This window comes from Yersinia entomophaga, from assembly GCF_001656035.1.
GTDB classification, from domain to species: domain Bacteria; phylum Pseudomonadota; class Gammaproteobacteria; order Enterobacterales; family Enterobacteriaceae; genus Yersinia; species Yersinia entomophaga.
Window position 1 is genome coordinate 2,624,171 of the sequence record NZ_CP010029.1, and the last position, 24,263, is coordinate 2,648,433.

The window sequence follows — 24,263 nt, forward strand, 5'->3', positions numbered from 1 at the left end:
ACCTAGTCCCTCTCATCTGGAGATAAACGACGGCGGCTCACTGCGCGCAGAACCCGCCACAACATCACGGCAATCAGCACGACAACCAGCACCGCAACCGCAGCCAGCAGCACTGGATGGGTGGATAAGGCGTACCAGATGCGTTCCCACCACGGCAGATGGCCGACGCTGTAGGTATCGCCAACCCGCAGACTGTTAACGCCGGAATCACGAATCACCGCCACGGAACCGAACACGGCCGCACGTTTGCCAGTATCCAGCAAAGCATCATTCAGCAATTCATAACCCTGCGGGCTATCAGCCAGTAATGCGACGATGCTGCGTTGATCGTAATAAGGAGATTGAACCCCGATAATCGCCGACATGGCGCCTTCGGAGCTGATGGCCGTTTTACTATCAGGCACCGCATCCGTTGGATCGATAGTTGCCGCCGCGACAATCGACTGGCGATTCGGCATTTTCACCCAGCTTTGAGTCGCATCAACCAACAGGTTGATTTTCTTATCATCCCGCAGTTCTGGCGGAATAGAGCCAATCATCAGAATATCGGCATCTTTGTCCTTCGCCTGGCTCCAATCATCGGTAATGCTGATGCCCACCGCAGGATAACCGACCTGCGCACCGATATTCCCCACCGTATTCAACAGTGCGGTAACCTGAGCGGGCTGCGGCTTAGGCTGTACCAAAACCAAGGTTTGGGATAAATCGGCCATACGGCTGAATGGGAAGCCTGCATTGGCAAATGAGCGCAGATCCGGCATTTCCATAAAGTGGCGATAACCGGAGAAATCGATCGTGGAGTTTTCGTCGATCACCACATGGTTAGGCGAGGTGGTGAAGGTTTCGCAGCGCCCTCCGGCATTGCTGGCAATAAGCGTGCTGTAATCGAAATCAAAGCGCAGTTGATTGGTCATACCCAATTTCAGCGCCGGGATCGTCACCGCTCGCGTGCCGTCTTGTAGACCCTGAATCAATGGTAAACGCAGAATTTTGGCGCTTTCCTGACGATTAGGCACTAGCGGATAATCGGTAAAGAACTGATCATTCAGGCTGACGCTTAAGCGTGAGCCGTCTTTCAGGATCGGTGCCGTATAACGATATTTCAGCTGCATATCGATACCGGCACTGCGCAGCAAGAACAGATCCGGCGGCAGATTCATCGAAAGCAAGATCGGTGACGGCATCAACCCACTACTTTGTAACTGTTCAGGATATTGCTGTAGCTCGGCAAAGGTCATGGGTCTTTCGGTACGCACCCAGTTTGGCGCATCGTAAGGCACACGCGGAGCCAGCTGCTCAACTTTGTCTACGGTCACATTTTGACCGCGGAACAGAATGTTACCTTGAGCAATACCCGTTGCCGCCGCAATCAGATCCTTGTCATCCCGCCCGAGAACCAGCAGTAGCTTCACGTAAGGATTATCCGGGTGACTGATCATTTCCACCGTTGGCGCATTCACCGCCGGATAATCTTTCAGAAAATCAGGCCGTTTGTCATTGGTGGCAAAAATCACCCCGTGACGATCGGGAATCTGATTGAAAACTGCAGGGAAGTGTTGACCGCGCCACTGAGCTTGCTCACCAAACCAGGAAGCCAGAATTGCGGCCGCTTTTTGCTGAGCCACATCAGGAGCCGCTGCAAAAACAATTGGCAATGTTAGCGGGCGGTTATCTCGCGCATCGAAGAAAGGCTCAGGGAAATGAGACAAATCATTCTTCAGCGGCAGTGACTGATAGCGTAAGTCCAGCGAGCTATTCTTACCGATATCCAGCCACAGCGTACTGTTTGCCGGATTTTCACAGTCATTCTGATAATGCCCGATAAAGACCAGCCGCAGACGGTTGAAGTCGGTAATGTAACGAGGATCGATGGATAGCTGGATGCGATTCGGTTTACCCAATTGTTCGCGGGTAATAGCCGTCACGTTCATTAGCTCATCGTTCAGGTAGACTTTGAGCTGCGATTCGATCGGCGTTAGCGACGGCGACGGGGTAAACTCCAGATTCAGAGTTGCCTGTGTCACCACTTCATCGCTACGTACGCCAAATTCCAACTGACCGTCCGGCTTAACGCCCCCTAGGGAGAAATTGCCCGGCGGCGGAGCCAATTTGGCAAAAGGATGCACCACATCCCTCACCGGCGCGGCCTGCGGTATAGCACTATCCGCAGGCGTAACGGCCAACGAAGGATCGACTGCCGCGGGAGAGGCCAACGTCGGCTGTTCGGACGCCGTAACGGTTGGGGTCGTTTCGGCATGAGACAGTGTCGTTAGCCCCAAAGCCATTGCTGTAAACCAGGTTATTTTTCTAATCATCATATCATCATCAATGTTGAGCCACTGTCTGGTCCTGACTCCGCAGAGTCTGACCCTGTCCTACGCCATGAGGAACAAATGACGCTACCCACGCAAGCAAAGAGGTAAATCCAACCAGTACATTACGAATAAGCGGCGGCGCGTAATTCGCCATACGAACATAACCCCGGAAACCCAACGCCAGAACATCGCGCAGACTTTCGATAGGTTTATCTTCAGGGAAACTGTCCTGCCACAGCGCCCAGGTATCGGCGCGGGCAAAAGTACACTGGATAAAGTCGATGTGCTGAGCCACGCTCAGTTCGTCAATACGCATCCCGACTTTTCTGCCAAATGCCCGAGTGACCTTGCAGGGGAAGATGTATTCTTGCTGACCGCGCTTCAGTAGCAAATTGACCGCCTCGCCGTCCTGTAATAGCCCTTCGTTACGCATTTCAATCCCTACGCCACCGTCGGAATAGTCACGCAATGTACAGGCAAACAGGTGACCGTCTTTTCGCTCAACCGCCGCGGGCATAGCAATTTCCACCCGGTGCGCCTGACGAACCTGTTTAGCTTCAACCGCCACGGCCACGGCACCACCCAGAATCGTCATGTTGTAAATAACCCACACCAAACTGATTATCACCGTCATGATTTCGTTGGTCGGCCCATTCCCCAAACGCCACAACCCGGCAATCAATCCCGCCAGATTGAGCAGCACCAGCGCGATATAAGGACGGGTGATAACCCAATCCACATGTTGCTCTTCTATCAAACCGCCTTTGGCCGTTACGTTAAACTTCCCTTTATGCGGATTCAGTAGCGCGACCGTGGTTGGACGGGCGATATACCACGCCAATACGGTTTCGTAGATTTCACTCCAGAACGAGTGGCGATATTTACCCTGCAAGCGGGAGTTGGTCAGGCTGGCGTGAATCATGTGTGGCAAGACGTACAACGCAATCGCCAGCGCCGGAGCAAAAATGATGTACGCATGCATCAGCAAGAAGGCTAGCGGTGCGGTTAGGAAGATCAGCCGCGGAATACCGGCCAAAAAGTGCAGCATGGCGTTGGCATAACACAACCGCTGGACAAACTTCAGCCCCTTGCCAAACAACGGGTTATCCAGCCGGAAGATCTGCACCATGCCTCGCGCCCAACGAATACGCTGGCCGATATGCGCCGAGAGGTTTTCCGTCGCCAGCCCCGCCGCCTGTGGAATACGAATATAAGCCGAAGTATAGCCCTTACGGTGAAGTCGCAATGAGGTGTGGGCATCTTCGGTGACGGTTTCGACGGCAATGCCGCCCACATCATCCAGCGCGCTGCGGCGCAAAACGGCGCAAGAACCGCAGAAGAAGGTCGCGTCCCACATGTCATTCCCGTCCTGCACCAAACCGTAGAACAGCGTGCCTTCGTTTGGCGTCTGACGGAAACGTCCAAGGTTGCGTTCAAAAGGATCCGGCGAGAAGAAATGGTGCGGCGTCTGCAACATACCCAACTTTGGATCTTTGTAGAACCAGCCCAGCGTTAGCTGTAGGAAAGAGCGGGTTGGCACATGGTCGCAGTCGAAAATCGCCACAAACTCGCCTTTAGCCTGCTTCAACGCATGGTTGATATTACCGGCCTTGGCGTGCTCGTGGGTTGGGCGAGCGATATAATTCACGCCAACCTGATCGGCAAAGGCTTTAAATTCCGGTCGATTACCATCATCCAGAATATAGATATTCACCTTATCCTTCGGCCAATCTATGCCTAACGCCGCGTAAATTGTGGGTTTTACAACACCCAGATCTTCGTTGTAAGTCGGCACCATAAGATCGATGGTCGGCCAGGTCGAAATATCCTCCGGCATCGGTACCGGCTGGCGATTAAGCGGCCAGATAGTTTGGAAGTAACCCAGAATCAACACTACCCAAGCGTAGGTTTCTGCCAATAGCAGCAGTAAACCGCAGACCAGGCTCACCGGGTCGTCCCAATTTAGCGTTTCGGTATAGCGCCACCACAGATAACGGCAGGAAACGGTAAGCGATAGCACAATCAGCATTAGGGTAGGCAAACGCCCCGGAATACGCCGAACCACCATCGCGATCGCCCATAGCAGCAGAACAAACACAAACTGCGCCATCAAACCAAAAGGTTGGGAAATACAAATCAGCGCCAGAATTCCGGCAAAAATACCCAATGAGATAAACAGAATGCGTCGGGTACGCTGCTGCAAACGACCGACCCACGCCACTAACGCCTGCTCCCAGCGACTTTTTTTGACTTTTTCCGGCAATATATTCAGCCAGGAGCGATAGCTCAGCTTTTTGGTGCGAACCCAGCCCGGAGCCATATCGACGGGCTTCGGTTTTTTCTCCCGCGGTTGAGACGAACGCGTCAACACCAGCCACAGGCCTTGCAGCAAATAACGCACCGCATCTGCCAAGCGCGGACGGCGATTAGCAATATGCGGGAACCAGTAACGACGATTCTGAATTACATTTTGCCAGCTCGGAGATTCAAGACGCAAAAATAGCCACCCCAGCGCCACCGCGAACGTGGTCAAAAAAGCGGTCAGAATCGTGCAGCCCTGGTCCAGATAGTGGTTATATCGGTGCTGTAGCCTCTGATAGACCGGAGGCATAAAAAGTCCCCGAATTAACAGGCTCATAGATTTTTTTCCGCGCCGTGAATCAGACACCAATTTGCCAGCGTATTGATTTCTTCCGCAGCCAGACTTTGCGGCGCATATTCACCCAACGGCTGCTTCGCCGCTAACGCTTCCGCAACGGCTTCATCACGATGAATAAATAGCGGCAATAAATTGCGCAAACTTTGTAGCCACAATTGATGCATATCTTGCTGTAAGTGGCTGGCAGAAGAGAATTGATTCAATAGGAAATGACAGCCAACCGGCAGCGCCTGTTGGTGCAAACGAGCATGAATCGCAGCATCGGCGGCGATCAGCAACAGCACGTGATCCGCCAACGCCAGCGCTTGCTGAGTGAGCGGGCTATCTCCTGCGGGAACATCCAGCAAAATCCAGCGGTGATCGCCAGCTGCCTCTAGGTCAGCCAGCTTTTCCTGCCAGTCGAACGAAGCTAAAGAACCGGACAAATGGCGCTGCTCATTCATATTGAGCTGGCCAAAAGGCAGGAAATCCAGCAAAGGCATATAACGCATGGCTTGCTGCTGCCAGCGATTACCATCCATTGCCGCCCGCGCCCAGCCGTTCGCCTGTTCGTAAGGCATATTAAAATGGAGACGTAATAAATTATCAGACGAGAAATCAATGACCAGCACCGATTCCTCAAGCTGTTGTAATGCCCAAGCGAGTGCAGCCGTAATGGATGTCGCACCAACACCGCCTCTTAGCCCTTGCACCGCAATCACTGGCATAAGCTATTTGCTCCCCGAGTTTTGCGCCAATTCGGCTAATAATGGCCAGCGCGCCATCATTTGCGCCATACGTTCCTGACGGACAATATCGATATAACTTAATTTGGGTAATGCGAATGCTCGGCTTAATGCTAGTAGATCGTCCTGAACCTCGGGAGATGAATTCACATAAAACCGATTGATTGAAGTATTCATTCTGCTGCCCTTGAAAAATAGGCTAGTGTAATAAAGTATTTTGATTATTAGAGTATACTTTGCCTAATAAGATAAGTCTTAATTTAATATCCTAGTACAGAGTTGGTTAATGTGAGATGCGATGATACAATTAAAGCATAGCATTTCTTTTTACATTGACCTGTAGAACTTCAACAAAATTAGAAGCATAAAAATCTATGTTGAGAACATTCTCGTTAGGTATTGATAAAATTTGGGATGAATTAGCCGTTGTGCAGGCTTCAGGTCTCTATTGGATCAATATAGACCGCGAAAGTGACGCTAATCTATTCTGCCAACAGATAATTAGAGACCAGCCCAAAGATACCCGCTCGGCATTGATTTGTTCTGGCCAAAAACCCTCGAATTTACTAGAAAATATTGTCGGCTACGGGCCGGAAAAACTCCCTTTATTTACTCTGCCGGAAAAAAAAGCCGCCGTTAAAAATCTCGTCAATGATTTGATGCGCTCATTAAGACCACAGCGACGTTTTTTTATTTTATTGGCCCATGCCAGCTTATGGCAAACATTTACAACGGAAGAAATTCAGCGCTGGGTAAAGGAATTAAATAACTGGCTGGAAAAATATCAGGCCACATTAGTGATTCTGAGTCATGGCAGCGGCGTCAGTAAACTTAAAACGCAATTAGTTAACCAACATCGAGCATTGCAAGGACTTGCCAGCCTGCAATGGCAGCACGATCACGCCCAATATATGGTTTCCTGGTGGAGCACCCTCAGCGGCGTTACCGCAAACCAATTGGTAAAATTGCAGCCAAGCCCGGAAGGCTGGCAGATGGCGGAAGAGAAAGAACAGCAGCCATTGGCGCAATCTCGTAACGACGAGTATATCTATTTGGCTGAAGCCAGCGTGCTGGAAGGCGCTCCGCCGCTATCTACCAGCTGGCAACTGTTTGAAAACAATCTTTTATTGTCTGAGAAAGCCTTTAATGCTCACGCAGCAACGCTGATTTTTTCGCTTCACCAAAGCGATCAAATAGATGAACTGGCGCACCAGATACACAGCCTGCGCCGCCACCGCGGCAATGCGTTAAAAATAGTGGTGCGGGAAATGGATTCCAGTCTGCGTTATAGCGATGAGCGCCTGTTACTCGCCTGTGGCGTCAATCTGATTGTGCCACATGTCGCTCCGCTATCCCGCTTTCTAACCATGATCGAAGGTATTCAGGGCCAGCGTTTTTCTCGTCATATACCTGAAGATATTAATAATTTACTGGCTTCTCTGCGCCCATTGCAGCTAAAGGGCTATCTCTCACCGGAGCAATTCTGCCAGTCGGTGCTAGCCTTGATGAGTAACACCCTATTGCCAGAAGACGGCAAAGGCGTGCTAGTAGCATTACGCCCGGTTCCCGGTTTATCGGCGCGTCAGGCGCTGACTCTGTGCCATATGCGTCGCTTTGGCGACATCGTCACGTTGGCTGGCGATCGGCTGGTCGTATTCTTATCCACGTGCAGAATCAATGATCTGGATACTGCCCTGAACTTTATTTTCCACCTTCCGGTGAATGAAACCTTCACTAATCAGCTGGTGTGGCATCAGGATCAGGAAATCATCTCTGAAATCAATAAGATGAACAATCCGGACTATTTACAAAATGTCGGAGAAAATAAAATCCATAAACTGAACAAAACTCAGCAGAAATTAACGCCGTCAGCGCGCAGAACCCCCGTAGCTTTGACGCTGAATCTGGGTAGCCGCAAGGAGAACGTTTAATGAATCTCAGCGATATTTTTCAGGTTATCTTACTGGCAGCCATCGTCTTTTTCCCTTTGGGTTATTTTGCTCGCGGCCGCCTGCCCGCATGGTGGGCGAAGAAACAACACTTTTTTCTCTCAGCACGCTATCTGAAATCAGAAGGGATCTGGTTGCGTGACGGCTCTTCCTTACATATTAAGAAATAACCATGAACCTGAAAAAAAATGCGCAAGAATCGCAGGCGCCATGGCGTTATTGGCGCGGCCTGGGCGGCTGGAACTACTATTTTCTGCTAAAATTTGCCCTACTCTGGTTTGGCTACCTTAACTTTCATCCATTAGCCAACCTGGTATTCGTCGCTTATCTGGTTTTCCCTATTCCTTCTGAGCGGCTACATCGTTTGCGCCATTGGGTCGGTATTCCTATCGGTCTGGGGCTTTTCTACTACGATACTTGGCTGCCGGGCATCAATAGTATTTTCAGCCATGGCTCGCAGGTTGCCGGGTTTAGTTTCAACTATTTCATAGAGTTAGTTGAACGCTTCATCAACTGGCGCATGATCGGCGCAGCCTTCGTGATGCTGGTTGGTTATCTGTTCATTTCCCAGTGGATTCGCGTCACCGTGTTTATCGTAGCGGCAATGATCGGGCTAAACGTGTTGACCATCGCTGGCCCTGCGTTTTCGCTGCTGCCGACTACCACAACAGCCGCTGATACCACGGCGTCCTCGAGTCAGACCAATGGGTCGGGCGCCACGACCAGTGCGCAACCCGCGGCTGATGCGCCGCCAACCAGCGCAAACCTGACGGCGTACTTAAACAGTTTCTACGAACAGGAAAAAGGTCGCATCACTCAATTCCCGACTACGCTGCCAGCTGATGCTCAACCATTTGATTTACTGGTAATTAATATCTGTTCCCTATCTTGGTCAGATATAGAAGCCATTCAGTTGGAAAAGCATCCGCTGTGGAGCAAGTTCGATTTAGTGTTCCAGAACTTCAACTCGGCCACCGCCTATAGCGGCCCGGCATCCATTCGCTTGTTGCGCGCCAGTTGCGGCCAAGAATCCCATCACGACCTGTATCAACCCGCCGAGCAGCAGTGCTATCTGTTTGATAATTTAGCCAAACTGGGCTTCAGCTCTCAATTAGTTATGGATCACTCCGGCGCATTCGGCAACTATCTGCAAAATCTGAGAGAAGATGCCAATATGCGCGCGCCGCTGATGTCTCAGACTGGTATTAGCAACCAATTGATTTCCTTCGACAATGAACCGGTTTACAACGGTTTAGAGCTACTGAACCGCTGGCTGGAGCAGCAAAAGAACCAGGCAGGAGATGCGCGTAGCGCGACTTTCGTCAATATTGTGCCGCTACACGATGGCAACCGTTTTACGGGAACAAGTAAAACCGCCGATTACAAAGCCAGAGCGCAAACCTTGTTCGATCAACTAGATAGCTTCCTGAATGAGTTAGAAAAATCTGGCCGCAAGGTAATGGTCGTGGTGGTTCCTGAGCACGGCGCAGCGCTGATCGGAGATAAAATGCAGATGTCCGGCCTGCGTGATATCCCAAGCCCGAGCATTACTCACATTCCTGTTGGCGTGAAGCTGATCGGTATGAAAGCACCACAGCCAACTAGCCCGCTGGAAATCAAAGCGCCAAGCAGCTATCTGGCAATTTCAGAGCTGGTTTCTCGCGTCGTGGACGGCAAAATATTTACCGCACCGAGTGTAGATTGGCAGACACTGGTTAAAGGATTACCGGAAACCGCCATCGTTTCAGAGAATGATAATGCGATTGTTATGCAATATCAGGGTAAAAGTTACATTCGTCTGAACGGTGGAGATTGGGTGCCGTACCCGCAATAAATCTGATGCGGTATACAACCTAAAAGGGGCGTAATAATACGTCCCTTTTTTATTTCGTCTGGACGAATAATCTATATTCCCTGATTAGCATTACGCTAACAAAGATAAATTTACCCATTTATTAATCAATGTCAGACTATTGAAGTGAATAAATATCCTAATCAAGTGAATATGCCAGATGTGAATAAATTTATAATTTATATCCTCAATTCCTTGATGTTTATTGACGACAGACAATAAAACTCATTTGCTTATAGAGTTATTCATCTTTTATCAATTCTTTATTTGTTTTTGTTATAAAAAAACGCCGGCAGCAACATCACCGGCGTTGTTATTAACTTCCTCAGTCCATATTAACCGGCCGCTTCGGCTTCATCCTGCTCGATAGCAAAACACGCCACCATTTGATCGCCATACTGTTTAAGCTGCGGCTGTAATTGGCTACAGGTGCCAAAGGCCCGACGGCAGCGAGCATTAAACGCACAGCCCGGAGGCGGATTCATCGGGCTGGGTAGCTCGCCAGTTAGCTTGATACGTTCCCGGCGCATATCCGGATTCAGCCGTGGCGTAGCCGATAGCAGCGCCTGCGTATAGGGATGACGCGGATTATTAAAGATGGCCTCTTTGCTGCCTTTTTCCACGCAGCGACCGAGATACATCACCATCACTTCATCCGCAATATGTTCAACTACCGACAGGTCATGGGAGATAAAGACATAAGACAGCCCCATTTCCTGCTGTAAATCCATCATCAGGTTCAATACCTGCGCCCGCACCGACACATCCAGAGCAGACACCGGCTCATCGGCAATAACCACATCCGGATTCAACATCAACCCTCTGGCAATCGCAATACGCTGGCGCTGGCCACCGGAAAACATATGAGGATAGCGATCGTAATGCTCAGTTTTCAGGCCAACTTTCGCCATCATTGCCAACGTTTTCTCACGGCGTTCCTTACTGCTCAACGTCGTGTTGATTTGCAAAGGCTCTTCGAGAATCTGCCCCACTTTTTTACGCGGATTAAGCGAGCCATAAGGGTTTTGGAAAACGATCTGAATCTTCTGGCGCCGTAGTTTCTCTGCGCTTTCATCCGGCTTCAGCAAATCCTGCCCTTGGTAATACAGCTCACCGCCGGTAGGTATTTCGATCATGGTCAGCAAACGGCCTAGCGTCGATTTACCACAGCCAGATTCACCAACTACCGCCAACGTTTTGCCGCGTTCCAAAGTGAAGGAGACACCGTCCAGCGCTTTTACCAAGCGTTCCGGAGCAAAAAAGCCTTTCTTCACTGGATAGTATTTTTTCAGGTCAATCGCCTGCAAGAGCGGCTTGGCCGCCTGGGATTCAGGCTTCATTTCAGTTTCATTGTGGTTCATAGGGTCGGCCTCCCCGCATCATCCAACGGTGTATGGCATTTAACCTGACGTCCCGGCGGGCCGAGCAGTTCCGGTTCTTCGCTGCGACAGCGTTCGTTGGCATATGGGCAACGAGGATTGAGCAAACAGCCGTCGGGACGGTCATATTTACCCGGCACCACGCCCGGCAATGATGCTAACCGTGCTTTATCCTGCGCAAATTCCGGCAATGCACGCAGCAATGCCTGAGTGTAAGGATGGCGCGGCGCACGGAAGATTTCCGAGGCTTTACCGGTTTCCACTACCTGCCCGGCATACATCACAATAATATAGTGCGCCGCCTCGGCTACCAGTGCCAGATCGTGAGTGATCAGCAACAGAGCCATATTTTCCTGCTGCTGCAACTCCAGCAATAGTTCGATGATCTGCGCCTGAATAGTCACATCCAGCGCGGTAGTTGGCTCATCGGCAATCAGCAGTTTAGGGCGACAGGCAATCGCCATGGCGATCATCACCCGCTGGCTCATCCCGCCGGAAAGCTGATGAGGATAAACATCCAGACGTGAAGCCGGATCGGGAATACCCACCAGCGTGAGTAAATCTACTGCTCGCTGATGCCGAGTACGACGATTGCCGCCCTGATGCACCTTCAGCGCTTCCATAATCTGGTAGCCCACGGTGTAACACGGATTCAGGCTGGTCATCGGGTCTTGGAAAATCATCGCCACTTCTGAGCCAACCAGTTGGCGGCGTTCGTTTTCCGAAATTTTCGTCAGATCGCGACCGTTAAACTCCAGTTTGTCGGCCATGACTTTGCCGGGGTAGTCAATCAACCCCATAATCGCCAGAGAACTGACCGACTTACCGGAACCGGACTCACCCACGATACCCACAACCTGACCTTGCTCAATGCTATAGCTGATACGGTCTACGGCTTTAAACGGCGCTTTTTCATCACCAAAATGCACCGACAATTTATCTACTTTTAAAAGTGCCATCTCTCTCTACCTCTACTGCTTGAGTTTGGGGTCGAGAGCATCACGCAGGCCGTCCCCCATCAGGTTAAACGCCAGAACCGTCAGCAGAATTGCCACGCCGGGGAAGGTCACCACCCACCAGGCACTCTGCGCGAACTGCAACACGTCGGAGAGCATGGTGCCCCACTCCGGCGTTGGTGGTTGCGCGCCCATGCCCAGAAAGCCGAGTGCTGCCATATCCAGAATGGCGTTAGAGAAACCGAGAGAGGCTTGTACGATCAAAGGTGCCAGGCAATTTGGCAAGATATTGATAAACATCTGACGCAGTGCGCCAGCGCCGGCAACGCGGGAGGCGGTCACATAGTCGCGATTGACCTCCACCAGCACCGCCGCGCGAGTCAGACGCACATAGTGCGGCAGTGCCACAAAAGTCAGCGCCAGAGAGGCATTCACGATTGACGGCCCAAATACCGCCACCAGCACCAAAGCCAGCAACAGGCTCGGCAGTGCCAGCATGATATCGACGAGACGCATGATAATGGCGTCAACTACGCCGCCAAAATAGCCCGCCAATAAACCTAAAATCACGCCCATCACCAGCGATAGCGTAACGACCAGGCAGCCAACCAACAGGGATAAACGTGCGCCATACATCAGGCGGGATAGCACATCACGCCCTACGTCATCGGTGCCAAGAATGAATTTCCAACTGCCCCCTTCCTGCCACACCGGCGGTTTCAGCAAAGCATCGCGAAACTGTTCTGCCGGCAGATGCGGCGCCAACCAGCCAGCGCCAATCGCGACCACCAGCATGATAATGATATAGAACAGGCCGGCAACGGCCCCTTTGTTGCGCTTGAAATAGTGCCAAAACTCCTGCATCGGGGTCATTGGCTTCGGCGCACTTTTTACTGCTGACTCGGTAAGTTGAGACATTCTGCGCCCCTTATTTCTTATGGCGAATACGCGGGTTAACCACGCCGTAGAGCACATCTACCAGCAGGTTAACAACAATAATCATGGTCGCGACCAGCAATACACCGCCCTGCACCACTGGATAATCGCGGCGTTGCAATGCATCTATCAGCCAACGCCCCAGCCCCGGCCAGGAGAAAATGGTTTCGGTCAGAATCGCTCCAGCCAGCAGAGTGCCAACCTGTAAGCCAATGACGGTGACAACCGGCAGCAAAGCGTTACGCAGGGCATGTACCACAATCACGCGCATCCGGCTCAATCCCTTGGCGCGCGCGGTACGAATGTAATCTTCCCCCAGCACCTCCAACATGGATGAGCGGGTCATTCGCACAATAACCGCCAACGGAATAGTGCCCAGCACGATGGCAGGCAGGATCATATGCATCACGGCGTCTTTGAAATCGCCTTCTTCACCCCAAATCAGGGTATCTATCAGCATAAAACCGGTGAGAGGATGACTGTCGTCGAGGAAAATAGTATCGCTGACTCGCCCGGATACCGGCGTCAGATTGAGCTGCACCGAAACCAGCATAATCAGCATGATGCCCCACCAGAAAATCGGCATCGAATAACCCGTCAGGGAAATACCCACGGCGGTATGATCGAATATCGAACCCCGTTTGACTGCGGCCAAAACGCCAACCGGAATCCCGACGCTGATGGCAAATAGCATCGCGCACAACCCCAGTTCTAGCGTAGCTTTAAAGCGCGGCACGAATTCTTCCCATACGGAAATACGGCTTTTAAGGGAAATCCCCAAATCGCCGTGCAACACGCCGTTAACGTAATGGAAGTATTGTTGATAGAGAGGCTTGTCCAGCCCCATTTCTGCCATGATTTGCGCATGACGTTCTGCGGATATACCGCGCTCCCCAGCCATGATGGTCACCGGATCGCCGGGGATCATATGGACAAAAGCAAAGGTCAGCAATGTTATGCCGATAAACGTTGGGATCACTAATCCCAAACGTCGGAGTATGAACTGAAACATATCCCGAGCTCTCTGTGTAAAGTGCCCAACAGCTCATAGGCCGTCAGGCTTATTAAAAACCCGGCCCCGGAGCCATCCGCACAGGCTCTGCTCTCAGGGATGGGTTTAAGGCTCACATCTAAAACGATGTCTTAACTATCTGGAATGCCAGACAAACGAGGGCACCTTAGCGCCCTCATTCATGAACCGCATTGACAGGTTATTTATCGATATCCACTTGCTGGAAGTAGTGGCCACCCAATGGATCGACGATGTAGTTTTTTACTTCTTTACGCACAGGTTCGTACACGGTGGAGTGAGCCACAATCAGCGCCGGAGCCTGATCGTGCATAATCACCTGAGCCTGTTTGTACAGTTCGGCACGTTTAGCCTGATCGGATTCAGCACGCGCAGGTTGGATTACGTCTTCAAACGGCTTGTAACACCATTTGGAGTAGTTGGAACCTTGCTTGGCCGCATCACAGCTAAACAGCGTAGCGAAGAAATTGTCCGGATCCCCATTGTCCCCAGTCCAGCCCATCATCACGGTCTGATGTTCACCTTCTTTGGCGCGCTTCAGATACTCGCCCCACTCGTAGGTGACGATTTTGGCTTTCACACCAACTTTCGCCCAATCAGACTGGATCATCTCGGCCATACGACGAGCATTCGGGTTATACGGGCGCTGTACCGGCATCGCCCACAGATCGATAGAGAAACCGTCTGGCAAACCAGCTTCTTTCAGTAACTCTTTCGCTTTTTCTGGGTCATAGGCGTAATCTTTGATTTCATCGTTGTAGCCCCACATTGTTGGTGGGATCAGGTTTTTAGCCGGCTGACCAGCCCCCTGATAAACTGCTTTGATGATCGCGTCCTTGTTCACGGCCATAGTCAGCGCCTGACGAACCTTGACGTTATCCAGCGGTTTTTTCTCAACGTTAAATGACAGGTAACCCACGTTCAGGCCAGCCTGCTCCATCAGATTAATTGATTTGTCTTCTTTCATGCGGGCAATGTCAGCCGGATTCGGGTACGGCATGACCTGACATTCGTTTTTCTGCATTTTGGCGTAACGCACAGAGGCATCTGGCGTAATAGAGAAGACTAAACGATCGATTTTTGGTTTGGTGCCCCAATAACCGTCGAAGGCTTTATACAAAATGCGTGAGTCTTTTTGATACTGCTGTAGCTGGAACGGGCCAGTACCGATTGGATTCAGATCGACTTTCTCCGGCGTACCGGCTTTCATCATGTTATCCGCGTATTCGGCAGACAGGATTGAAGCGAAGTCCATCCCCAGATCGGCCAGGAAAGGCGATTCCGGACGAGTCAGCACGAAGCGAACGGTATGATCGTCAACTTTCTCAATGTTGCTGATTAACTCACCCATCCCCATCCCCTGGAAGTACTCATAGCTGCCGCCAGAGACTTTATGGTAAGGATGGTTGGCGTCTTTCTGACGCATGAAGGTGTAGATCACGTCATCCGCGTTGAAAGTGCGGGTAGGTTTAAAATCTTTGCTGCCCTGCCACTTCACGTCTTTACGCAGATGGAAAGTGTAGGTTTTGCCGTCTTCGCTGACTTCCCATTTCTCAGCCAGCGCTGGCTGAATTTCTGTTGTACCAATCTTGAACTCAACTAAACGGTTATAAATGGCACGAGAGCTGGCATCGTAAGTAGTGCCAGAGGTGAACAACTGCGGGTTAAAGCCTTCCGGCGAGCCTTCTGAGCAATACACCAGTGTTTTTGCCTGAATCCCGGCAGAAACAGCCAGCGCAACCAGCCCAATACCGAATTTTACTATCCCTGCCTTTCCCAAGGAAATCGTCATCGCTTGTGCTCCATTGTGGTGATGTGTGTTGTGTGTACAGCCAGACCCTATAATTTTTTAGTCCGCGGTCTGTGCTGTTCTGGCCTGATGGCCGCAGGAATGGTGGAATGCGATGCCGAATAGAAACCTATTCAGGCGGTCGGTTTGAAGAGGTTAAAACCCCAAAACTTCTGTCGCTAACTACCCCTGAGGGTACCAATTTGGCAACAGTTAACAGCAACGTCAATATGGCTGATGGGGTTTTATACAGAGTATGAGAAACAGCAAGCAAACATAAAAAAAACTTTTTATTAACATAATTAGCATTAAAAATTATGCTACTACTAATTAGTCAGTGTTATCCACTGGGTAAAATTCATACTCCAGTGGTAATACCCAGAGATAATCAGAAAAACTTTGTTGCTAAATGATGAAAATCTGCTCAATTATTTTTGTGATCTCACAGCAAAACAGGATGAAATGCTGCCTTATACCCATAAATAGGTGACGACTAGACTCATTTCATACATGGTTCATTCATCTTTACCGACTGGTTCGCGAAAGGAATAAGGTCAGGTCAATCAAAAGCAGATTTGAGATCGTTGGGCGTCTAGCCTTCGCGCACCAAAGCAAAGCACCAAAATAGTGCGTCCGGGCAAACCGCTTTAATCACTTCGCATTGGCCGCATAAAAATATGTCTTTGCGCCGCCATAAATCACCCGGCGCTTCAGGAAAATTAAAATAGTCCTCCATCAAGATCTGAACGTTTTCTTCACCCCTAAGCCGCCTTGGATCAGACCCGAATCACTGGTCAGCCTTTCGACGTCCTCAAAACGACAACCATTACATAAAAACCCTGACCTGTTAGCGATAACTACATAACACGCGCTCTTTTCCCCGCGATGCCCAGCTCGCCGTCTCTCTAACTCCTTTTCATTAATAATAATCTTGGCTTGATCGCCCGTTAAATAAGGGTTTCCAATGGGAGAGGTAGCCAGAATATTGTTAATATATTATCTGATCATGCTTTTTACGATCCTTCACTTCAGATTTAGTCAATTTATTGTATGAAACGCCATCTTTACTCGGAGTCTGAATATTTATTATCGTACTTAATCCTCCCTGAAAATATCTATCCTGACATTTACATTTTTTTCTTTTCTCGCTGATATTAATCCAGCTATTTGGCTCTCAGCCGCTTTTTTATCGACCACGATTTCAGCTCAAACATTTGACAAGAATAAAAGAAAGAATATTGGTGTATAAATATCTATGGCGTTGAATGGCATGTTGAAATAAGCATTGAAACATTGAGCGCGCTCGTTCGCCCTCCTTAACTATCAACAAAGTCAAGTGACAACAGAGGTCCGGCGTCTGGCAGGTGAGAGTCAACGGTTGATGGAATGCGGGTCTATAACTGAACTCTTGGTTTGCTGGTATAAAAGGTTTACTCGCTGAGCCTGAGAGCTAAGAGCTAAGAGCTAAGAGCTAAGAGCTAAGAGCTAAGAGCTAAGAGCTAAGAGCTAAGAGCTAAGAGCTAAACAATGTTCACGGGTTCTTGTGTAAATGCTAATGTATAGTTAAACATCGCAAGCAAAGTGAGCCACTCTATTTCTTGCTGGTAGCTGATATTGCCGTCCAATTGCCAATCACCCAACCGGCGGCCAAGATTACAACCCCAAACTCCATCGGCTCAAACGTCGTCTCTGTATTACGATCCCCGTATCATTGAGAAAAAAATGACATAACACTTTGTATGAGAACCGAGTAAAACCTTTTCTCTATTATTATCCTCAAATTGCCTATCAAGTATATATTCATCCAATAACATTAGATGATTCCAAATTTATAATTACGGATTAACATCAAATATAATATCCAAGATAAATAAAAATCCTATCGAGATAAATTTATGCCATCGAGTATTAAATATTTTTATTTATAGTAATAATACTATATCTCAGTCCTGACAATGGGATGTATATCATTAAAATCAATGATAATAAATAGAGGTTTTTATTTATACTGAAAATATTCACACCGTAAAAAAACCTTTCATATAATATTTATTAATGCCTGATGCATTACCAATAAAAATTAAAACTTATCCGATAGATTGATTGGTTACCTTCCACTGAAGTCAGCGAGTTAATAGCCAAAAGATCCCGCGGGAACAGACAGAAGATTTATTGTAGGAAAAGGTTGGAGTCTTGGAGTCTTGGAGTCTTGGAATCTTGGAGTCTTGGAGTCTTGGAGTCTTGGAGTCTTGGAGTCTTGGAGTCTTGGAATCTTGGAATCTTGAGAATATTGAGGTCTATAAACGAAAAAACCCCGGCCAAAAAGCCAGGGTTCTTAAATGTGGTCGGCGAGAGAGGATTCGAACCTCCGACCCACTGGTCCCAAACCAGTTGCGCTACCAAGCTGCGCTACTCGCCGAATCGGGGCGCATCTTACTGCTACGCTCCTGGGGCGTCAATCACTTTTTAACAACCCTGCGCCGAGTGTTGATAAAATCACCGGCGCTGACTAAAAAGTGACTTACCTCCCCCTTTTCTACCTCTTTGATCAGGCGTTGGCTTCAACCTGACGCGGTGACTGCGCGCGTAGGAATGGCAACAGGAACAACGCGGACATACAGGCAGCAATAGAGATAACCACGAAGAAGCCGTTCCAGTGCCACACTTCCATGATGCGTGCAATCGGGTAGCCAGATAATGCGGCCCCCAGATAGGCAAACAGACCAACAAACCCGGTAGCCGCACCGGCAGCGTCTTTATGGGAGCATTCTGCCGCCGCCATACCGATTAGCATCTGTGGCCCGAAAATGAAGAAACCAATCGCGAAGAAGCAACCTGCCTGAAGTACATAGCTGATGCCCGGCATAATCCACAGGGACGCCACGGACAGGAAGATACCGATAGAGAAAATCAGGTTCATTGGCCCACGGTTACCGCGGAACCATTTATCAGAACCCCAACCGGCGACCAGAGAACCGATAAAACCGCCGACTTCAAACAATGAAATTGCCGAGTTTGCGGTCATCAGGGAATAACCTTTTTCCTGAGTCAGATACAGGTTACCCCAGTCATTAATCGCGGTACGCACGATATAAACCAGCACATAAGATACCGCCAGCAGCCAGATGTATTTGTTCGTCAATACATAGCGTTTCACGATTTCTTTGTTGGTCAGACCCAGACCTTCAGATTCCTGTACCAGTTCCATGGCGTCATTACGCCATTTACCAACGCTCGGCAGCCCCATGGTGCTTGGCTTATCACGCAGACGCCAGCACATCAGCAAACCAATCACGACGCCAATAATGCCAGGAATGATCATGCCGTAACGCCAACTGAAATGCAGAGAAATACCGCCCACCAGCAGTGGGATTAAAGCACCACCAAAGTTATGAGAAGTATTCCAGATCGCCCACCAGCCGCCGCGCTCAGAGCGGGAGTACCAGCTAGTCAGAATTTTGGAACACGGCGGCCAGCCCCAGCCCTGAAAGAAGGCGTTTAAAATCCATAGCGCGCCAAATAGCAGCAGGGAAGAACTCATACCAAATAGAATATTAATTATCCCCGTCATAATCAGGCCGATACCCATAAAGTAGCGCGGGTTGGAACGGTCACTGATCATGCCGGAAATAAATTTGGAACAGCCGTAGGTGATATAAAATAGCGTGCCTAAAATGCCGACGTCAGACATGGTCAGGCCTAAATCGCTGAGCATTGCTGGCATGATGAAGTTGAAACTTTTGCGGGTGAAGTAAAAGGCGGCATAGCCAATGTACATCGTCCACATCAACTGAATACGCCAATATTTGTAGGTCGCATCAATTTCTTTTTGATCCGTTACCGGCGGCACGTTATCGCGGCTTTTAAAGAAAGACCACATGTTGAACCTCAGACATTAATAAAAGTGTGGTCATCATGGCGCGCGCGCGTAGGAAAGAAACGGGGTACATTCCCACCGGCACCGAGAGTATTTCCTAGTTTTGCTTAGTTAGCGAAGGAACTGTGGGCAGGATCACACTCAAACAGGTACCGTTATCCACCTGAAATTTGAAGTGCCCGCCCAGCGCGCTAACCCGCTCCTGCATCCCACGTAAACCGTAGCCAGGCGTGAACTTCTCCAGATTCACCCCTTTTCCGTTATCGCGAATAGTCAGATGCACCTGCTGCTTAACCTGCCGGGCATCGACCTCGATGCGACTGGCTTCGCCGTGGCGATAAGCGTTCGTCACGCCTTCCTGACAGATGCGATACAAGGTGATTTTCAGGGTTTCATCCAATTGCCCATCGCTCAGTTGCCATTGCAATACGCCAACCACAGATTCATCCTGCGGAATAAGTTCGCGCATCAGCGCCGCCACCGCCGCAGAAAGCGGTAAATTGTTCAGCGCTGCTGGCCACAGCTGCTTCAGAACATCATGAACGCCGTCATAAACCCGCAGCGCCAGAGTCTCAATCACGTCAGAACAACTCACTACCGGTGCCTGATCCGTCAAGCGCCGGATGATGGTCGCCTGAGTGCGAATGACCGTAATACTTTGCCCTACTTCATCGTGCAGCTCGCGCGCGACTTCCCGCCGGGTTCTTTCTTCGGCAATCACTAAGTCTCTGGCTAATCGGCGATTTTCACTCAGACGCGCAGAAAGTTGCTGATTCAGTTCCCGCTGACGTTGAATGCCCGCCCCCAACAATAAGCCAGTCAGACTTTGTGCCAACAGAGAAAGCAATAAATCCCGATGAGAATCAAGCTGGGCGGGTTCATTAACCATCAGCGCGACACCGTTTAGCAAGGTCGCCACTAATGCCCCCTGCCAGCCATAGCGATAGGACATAAACACAATGGGGATAGCCAGACAAAATGGTGCAAAACGCCTTAATTCCGCTTCGCTAACCTGATGTTGCAGCCAGATACTCAGAGCAAACAGCAGCAAATACCACACCAGATGGCGCAAACGCAGGTTAATAGGCTTGTGAATCAGCCCCGGCTCCAGCGGCAGCCAGATTTGTCGCGCCAGATAGTGCCACAGCAACAGGCAGGTGGGCGCTATGGTAAATCCTCCCGCCAGCCCCAAAAGTAGCGCCATCGCGCCCTGCGCGGTGGAAAGCTGCCATATCAATGCCTGAATCAATGCGGCGATAGCAACCACCGAACCTTGCATCAACGGCCACTGCCACTCGCTATCGCTCTGCTGGTGCCGCAATAGCCAAGGGGAGGCAAACACTGCCAGCAACGTGGTAAACAGCAATACGGGTAAGGCAGTCCACAGTAATATCAGGCTATCGAATTGATCTGCCAGCAACCATAACAGCAAAGTGTCGGCCAATAAGATTCCCGGCCAGTAACCGCGCGGGCTTTGCAGTAAAATGCCTAAACGCAGCCCGAAGGGGAAGAGCAATAATGCCTGTAATGGCTGTTCGACCAGCAGCGTCCCAATGCTCCACAGACAAAATGCAGCGGTGAAATAGATAAAAAACAACGCTAACAGCGTAATCAGGCGCTGCATCATAAATTCAAAACTCGCTTCGCTAATTCAACGTTATTACTGACACCTAATTTGGCGAACAGATTAGCCCGATGCACATGTACGGTTTTAGGGGATAAACCCAAAGATTCGGCAATTTCCCTCACTTCCATCCCCTGAGCCAGTAAAATAGCCACTTCTCGTTCACGGCGTGTCAGCGGATCGACCGCGACTTGCACCAGCCGCTGGGCAATTTCCGGCATCAGATAAACGCCACCGCCGCCCACGGTGCGTACCGCCGTAATCAGGTCATCCGGCTTGCAGCGCTTGGACAAAAAGCCCTTGGCACCGCGTTCTAGCGCCATTTCAACTAGCGCCGGACTGTCGTGCATCGACAGCATGATCACGCCGATACCGGAGGGAATGTCTTTCAACAAATCCAAACCGCTTTGATCTGGCATGGAAATATCACAAATACAAATATGCGGATTCAGCCCCGGCAAACCTGCGCGCGCCTGCTCTGCCGAACTAAATTCCCCAACCACCTGGATGTCGTCCTCCATGGATAACAGCTGCACAAAGCCCGATCGCACAATGTCATGATCGTCAATAAACGCCACGCGATAAGTCATGGAGGTCTCCAGTTACTGGGGGGAAATATGGCGAGGAGTATACAACAAGCGATGCTCAACTGCGGAAGGAAACAGGATTAACGCCGGATAGCATAACTAGCCGGCGTGGATGATTAATTAGCGCGACGAATTTTCTTCTCTGGCGCATGACACCAGTTATTTTTCTGCGCAATTCCCCCGTCTGGCGAGGTATAACCCAGACAACCCAATATGGAATCAAACAGCTCTTCATGACGATGTTGGGTTCCCAGGCGTTGTTGGGCCTGTAAATTCTCAAACGCATTTTGGTGCTGCGGTTCCGCCAGGAATTTATCGGAAGCCCACACCAACAGAGGAACACGGAATTGCTCTACAGGAGCCATTTCACGAGGAGTACCGTGGAAATGAGCGTTGGCGGCAATGGATTCGCCATGATCGGCGGCGTAAAATACCAACGCTTTTTTATCTCTTACCTGATCGATAACGTTAGCAATGAAAGTATCCGTATATAACACGCTATTATCAAAGGCATTGACCAATTGCTGACGAGTACAGGAATCGTCTACGCCCATACATTCCGGCGTGTAGCGAGCGTAACTGCGGGGATAACGTTGAGAATATAAATAATGAGAACCTTTGGTATGTAATACCACCAGATGCTTTCCATCCGGATAGCGGCCCAGTGACTCTTTCAGTTCATCTACTAACAACATGTCATCCACCGGTTTGCCGTCGTTGCGTTTCTCAGAGGCAATGATTTCACGGAATGAGTAATTATCCGCATTGGCATTATTGTAGAACCACACTTCGCTTTGCATCGCGAACAGTTCAGAGCTGAAGCCCAGTGATTTCAGCACGGAGAAAATATTCTGTTCCTTCAAAGTACGCTGCGGGTTATCTGCCGCCCCGCCTTCCCGAACAAACATGCAGCGCAGAGAAAGTTTTGTCGAGGTATCGCAAGACGTCCCCTTGAAAGCCACCAAATTCTTTTCTTTACTCAGGCGCGGCGTGGTATCACGCGGATAGCCCAAAATTCCCATATGATCCCAGCGGGTCGTTTCGCCAATAATAAAGACGACATAGGTTTGATCGATATCTGCGGGGGCAACATAGGTAAATTCTTTGGTGGGATCGAGTAACGTAGCTGCATCGTGGCTTTCGTCATATTGGGTGTAAGCATATAAACCCAAGGCAGCCAGCCAGTTAGACGGTAAGTAAGAGTGAGCCACCACGCCGCCATAACTCGGTAAATCTACCGTCTTTAGCTGTTCATCCAGTTTTTGCGCCTTATCCAGATAGCGTAAAGGCAACCAAACCAAAGCCACCACGGCGACCAGTAATAACAATGGCTTAATACGCTGACCCGGCGTGCGACACTGCTCTAGCAACGTTAATCGCAAAGCGTTCTTCCAAATCAGCAGCAACGGTAAGACGCTGACCAACGCCATCCATAGAACGAAATGCAGACCAATGACTTCTTTCGAGAGGTCGATATCCGTCGTCATCACCGACACCACGATGCCGTAACCAATCACTACGTTGAAGAACGTCATGTAATAGCTGGCAGCAACGGAAATCAGCACTAACAGGCTGGCAGTAATGCGGTAAAACAAACGGCCACCCAGCGAAATCAGGCGCATCACAAAGAAGGTAAACAGAATAATAGCCACCACCTCAGTGACGGCGGAAAGCACCTTTATGCCTTGAATACCCTGGGAAAATGAGTCGAATCTACGGTAAAAGACCGAAATATTCAGGAAAATACCAATATAGATAGCCAACAACAAAGACATGTTTTGCTGCGATAAAGACTTAACTCTGTCCATAAAAAATGGGATCCCGGGGGCAAACTATTTACAACTTGAATGTATCAGACAGTAATCATCACTGCTGGTTCCGTTTACAGGTGATAAGCACGCTATTGATTTCACCAGCAATAAATATCTTATGGATTATCACGCGAGCAGACATGCGCCGGAACAAAGTTATGGCGAGAAAATCAGGAAAAAAACAGAGGAATGGCGAGAGAAAGGTAAATAAAAGAGGGGAATAGATAAATCATCCATAAAGGACATTTCGCCCTTTATGGATGCATAAAATCCAGACGAGCCTATTACTTCAGGTTCAGCGTCACGTCGATATTGCCGCGAGTGGCATTAGAGTAAGGGCACACAATGTGGGCTTTTTTCACCAACTCTTCCGCTACGCTGCGCTCAACGCCCGGCAGGCTGATATCCAGCTGGACTTCAATGCCGAAACCAGTAGGAATAGCGCCAATACCGACGGTTCCTTCGATTTGCGCATCATCAGGAATTTTCACTTTATCCTGAGCGGCGACAAACTTCAGCGCGCCAAGGAAGCAAGCAGAATAGCCAGCAGCAAACAGTTGCTCTGGGTTGGTGACTGCGCCGCCAGCGCCGCCCATTTCCTTTGGCACACCCAGTTTAACATCCAGTACGCCGTCAGAAGAGGTCGCACGGCCGTCACGGCCACCGGTAGCTTTGGCTTTCGCACGATAAACAACTTTCTCAATAGACATAATATTTTCCTTTTTAGGTAATCATTGGCCTAGTTTATGTTTCAAGAAATAACATTTAAATAAG

At 49.7% G+C, this 24,263-nt stretch carries 17 protein-coding genes and 1 tRNA gene; 3 read left to right on the top strand and 15 right to left on the bottom strand.

Annotation, left to right across the window (positions count from 1 at the left end; translation table 11 throughout):
- Window positions 1-2: 2 nt before the first annotated feature.
- The 4 genes from bcsB to bcsR are packed head-to-tail and all read right to left on the bottom strand — an operon-like array spanning window position 3 to window position 5,876.
- Window positions 3-2,315, bottom strand: a complete 2,313-nt coding sequence (bcsB, locus tag PL78_RS12005; protein ID WP_064518408.1) for a cellulose biosynthesis cyclic di-GMP-binding regulatory protein BcsB — start codon at window positions 2,313-2,315, stop codon at window positions 3-5.
- A 10-nt stretch (window positions 2,316-2,325) separates the two neighbouring features.
- Window positions 2,326-4,953 carry a UDP-forming cellulose synthase catalytic subunit gene (gene bcsA / locus PL78_RS12010; RefSeq protein WP_064515771.1) on the bottom strand — a complete coding sequence of 876 codons (2,628 nt, stop codon included), beginning with the start codon at window positions 4,951-4,953 and terminating at the stop codon, window positions 2,326-2,328.
- Complete coding sequence (gene bcsQ, locus PL78_RS12015; protein WP_064515773.1) at window positions 4,950-5,681, bottom strand: cellulose biosynthesis protein BcsQ; 732 nt, start codon at window positions 5,679-5,681, stop codon at window positions 4,950-4,952. Before bcsQ ends, bcsA begins: the two co-directional genes overlap by 4 nt.
- 3 nt (window positions 5,682-5,684) lie before the next feature.
- On the bottom strand, window positions 5,685-5,876 hold the full coding sequence (gene bcsR / locus PL78_RS12020) for a cellulose biosynthesis protein BcsR (protein WP_064515776.1): 192 nt from the start codon (window positions 5,874-5,876) through the stop codon (window positions 5,685-5,687).
- 197 nt (window positions 5,877-6,073) lie between these two features.
- Here bcsR and bcsE point away from each other — a divergent pair, with 197 nt between their 5' ends.
- Genes bcsE through bcsG form a run of 3 tightly spaced genes read left to right on the top strand, consistent with a single transcriptional unit; the run spans window position 6,074 to window position 9,482 of the window.
- On the top strand, window positions 6,074-7,630 hold the full coding sequence (bcsE, locus tag PL78_RS12025) for a cellulose biosynthesis protein BcsE (protein WP_064515778.1): 1,557 nt from the start codon (window positions 6,074-6,076) through the stop codon (window positions 7,628-7,630).
- Entirely contained in the window at window positions 7,630-7,818 is a 189-nt protein-coding gene (bcsF, locus tag PL78_RS12030) for a cellulose biosynthesis protein BcsF (RefSeq protein WP_064515781.1), read from the top strand. The genes bcsE and bcsF overlap by 1 nt, the downstream gene beginning before the upstream one ends.
- Before the next feature lie 2 nt (window positions 7,819-7,820).
- Complete coding sequence (gene bcsG / locus PL78_RS12035; protein ID WP_064515784.1) at window positions 7,821-9,482, top strand: cellulose biosynthesis protein BcsG; 1,662 nt, start codon at window positions 7,821-7,823, stop codon at window positions 9,480-9,482.
- Between the two features lie 353 nt (window positions 9,483-9,835).
- Here bcsG and dppF read toward each other — a convergent pair whose 3' ends face one another.
- The 11 genes from dppF to PL78_RS12090 all read right to left on the bottom strand — a co-directional run bounded on the left by dppF (window position 9,836) and on the right by PL78_RS12090 (window position 24,199).
- Window positions 9,836-10,840: a dipeptide ABC transporter ATP-binding subunit DppF gene (gene dppF, locus PL78_RS12040; RefSeq protein WP_064518410.1), complete on the bottom strand. Its 1,005-nt coding sequence runs from the start codon at window positions 10,838-10,840 to the stop codon at window positions 9,836-9,838.
- 17 nt (window positions 10,841-10,857) lie between these two features.
- Window positions 10,858-11,838 carry a dipeptide ABC transporter ATP-binding protein gene (gene dppD, locus PL78_RS12045; RefSeq protein WP_064515786.1) on the bottom strand — a complete coding sequence of 327 codons (981 nt, stop codon included), beginning with the start codon at window positions 11,836-11,838 and terminating at the stop codon, window positions 10,858-10,860.
- Between the two features lie 12 nt (window positions 11,839-11,850).
- The gene (gene dppC / locus PL78_RS12050; RefSeq protein WP_064515789.1) at window positions 11,851-12,753 is read right to left on the bottom strand and encodes a dipeptide ABC transporter permease DppC; all 903 of its coding nucleotides are present in this window, start codon (window positions 12,751-12,753) and stop codon (window positions 11,851-11,853) included.
- 10 nt (window positions 12,754-12,763) lie between these two features.
- The gene (dppB, locus tag PL78_RS12055; RefSeq protein ID WP_064515792.1) at window positions 12,764-13,783 is read right to left on the bottom strand and encodes a dipeptide ABC transporter permease DppB; all 1,020 of its coding nucleotides are present in this window, start codon (window positions 13,781-13,783) and stop codon (window positions 12,764-12,766) included.
- A gap of 199 nt (window positions 13,784-13,982) precedes the next feature.
- The gene (gene dppA, locus PL78_RS12060; protein ID WP_064515795.1) at window positions 13,983-15,593 is read right to left on the bottom strand and encodes a dipeptide ABC transporter periplasmic-binding protein DppA; all 1,611 of its coding nucleotides are present in this window, start codon (window positions 15,591-15,593) and stop codon (window positions 13,983-13,985) included.
- Window positions 15,594-17,932: 2,339 nt separating this feature from the next.
- A tRNA-Pro gene (locus PL78_RS12065) sits at window positions 17,933-18,009 on the bottom strand.
- Window positions 18,010-18,138: 129 nt separating this feature from the next.
- The gene (uhpC, locus tag PL78_RS12070; RefSeq protein WP_064515798.1) at window positions 18,139-19,470 is read right to left on the bottom strand and encodes an MFS transporter; all 1,332 of its coding nucleotides are present in this window, start codon (window positions 19,468-19,470) and stop codon (window positions 18,139-18,141) included.
- 94 nt (window positions 19,471-19,564) lie between these two features.
- Window positions 19,565-21,094 carry a signal transduction histidine-protein kinase/phosphatase UhpB gene (uhpB, locus tag PL78_RS12075; RefSeq protein WP_064515799.1) on the bottom strand — a complete coding sequence of 510 codons (1,530 nt, stop codon included), beginning with the start codon at window positions 21,092-21,094 and terminating at the stop codon, window positions 19,565-19,567.
- On the bottom strand, window positions 21,091-21,681 hold the full coding sequence (gene uhpA / locus PL78_RS12080; protein ID WP_064515803.1) for a response regulator transcription factor UhpA: 591 nt from the start codon (window positions 21,679-21,681) through the stop codon (window positions 21,091-21,093). Before uhpA ends, uhpB begins: the two co-directional genes overlap by 4 nt.
- A 113-nt stretch (window positions 21,682-21,794) precedes the next feature.
- Window positions 21,795-23,486 (bottom strand): kdo(2)-lipid A phosphoethanolamine 7''-transferase, encoded by a 1,692-nt coding sequence (gene eptB / locus PL78_RS12085; RefSeq protein ID WP_064515805.1) that lies wholly within the window; start codon window positions 23,484-23,486, stop codon window positions 21,795-21,797.
- A 287-nt stretch (window positions 23,487-23,773) separates the two neighbouring features.
- Window positions 23,774-24,199: an organic hydroperoxide resistance protein gene (locus PL78_RS12090; protein ID WP_064515808.1), complete on the bottom strand. Its 426-nt coding sequence runs from the start codon at window positions 24,197-24,199 to the stop codon at window positions 23,774-23,776.
- Between the last annotated feature and the right edge of the window lie 64 nt (window positions 24,200-24,263).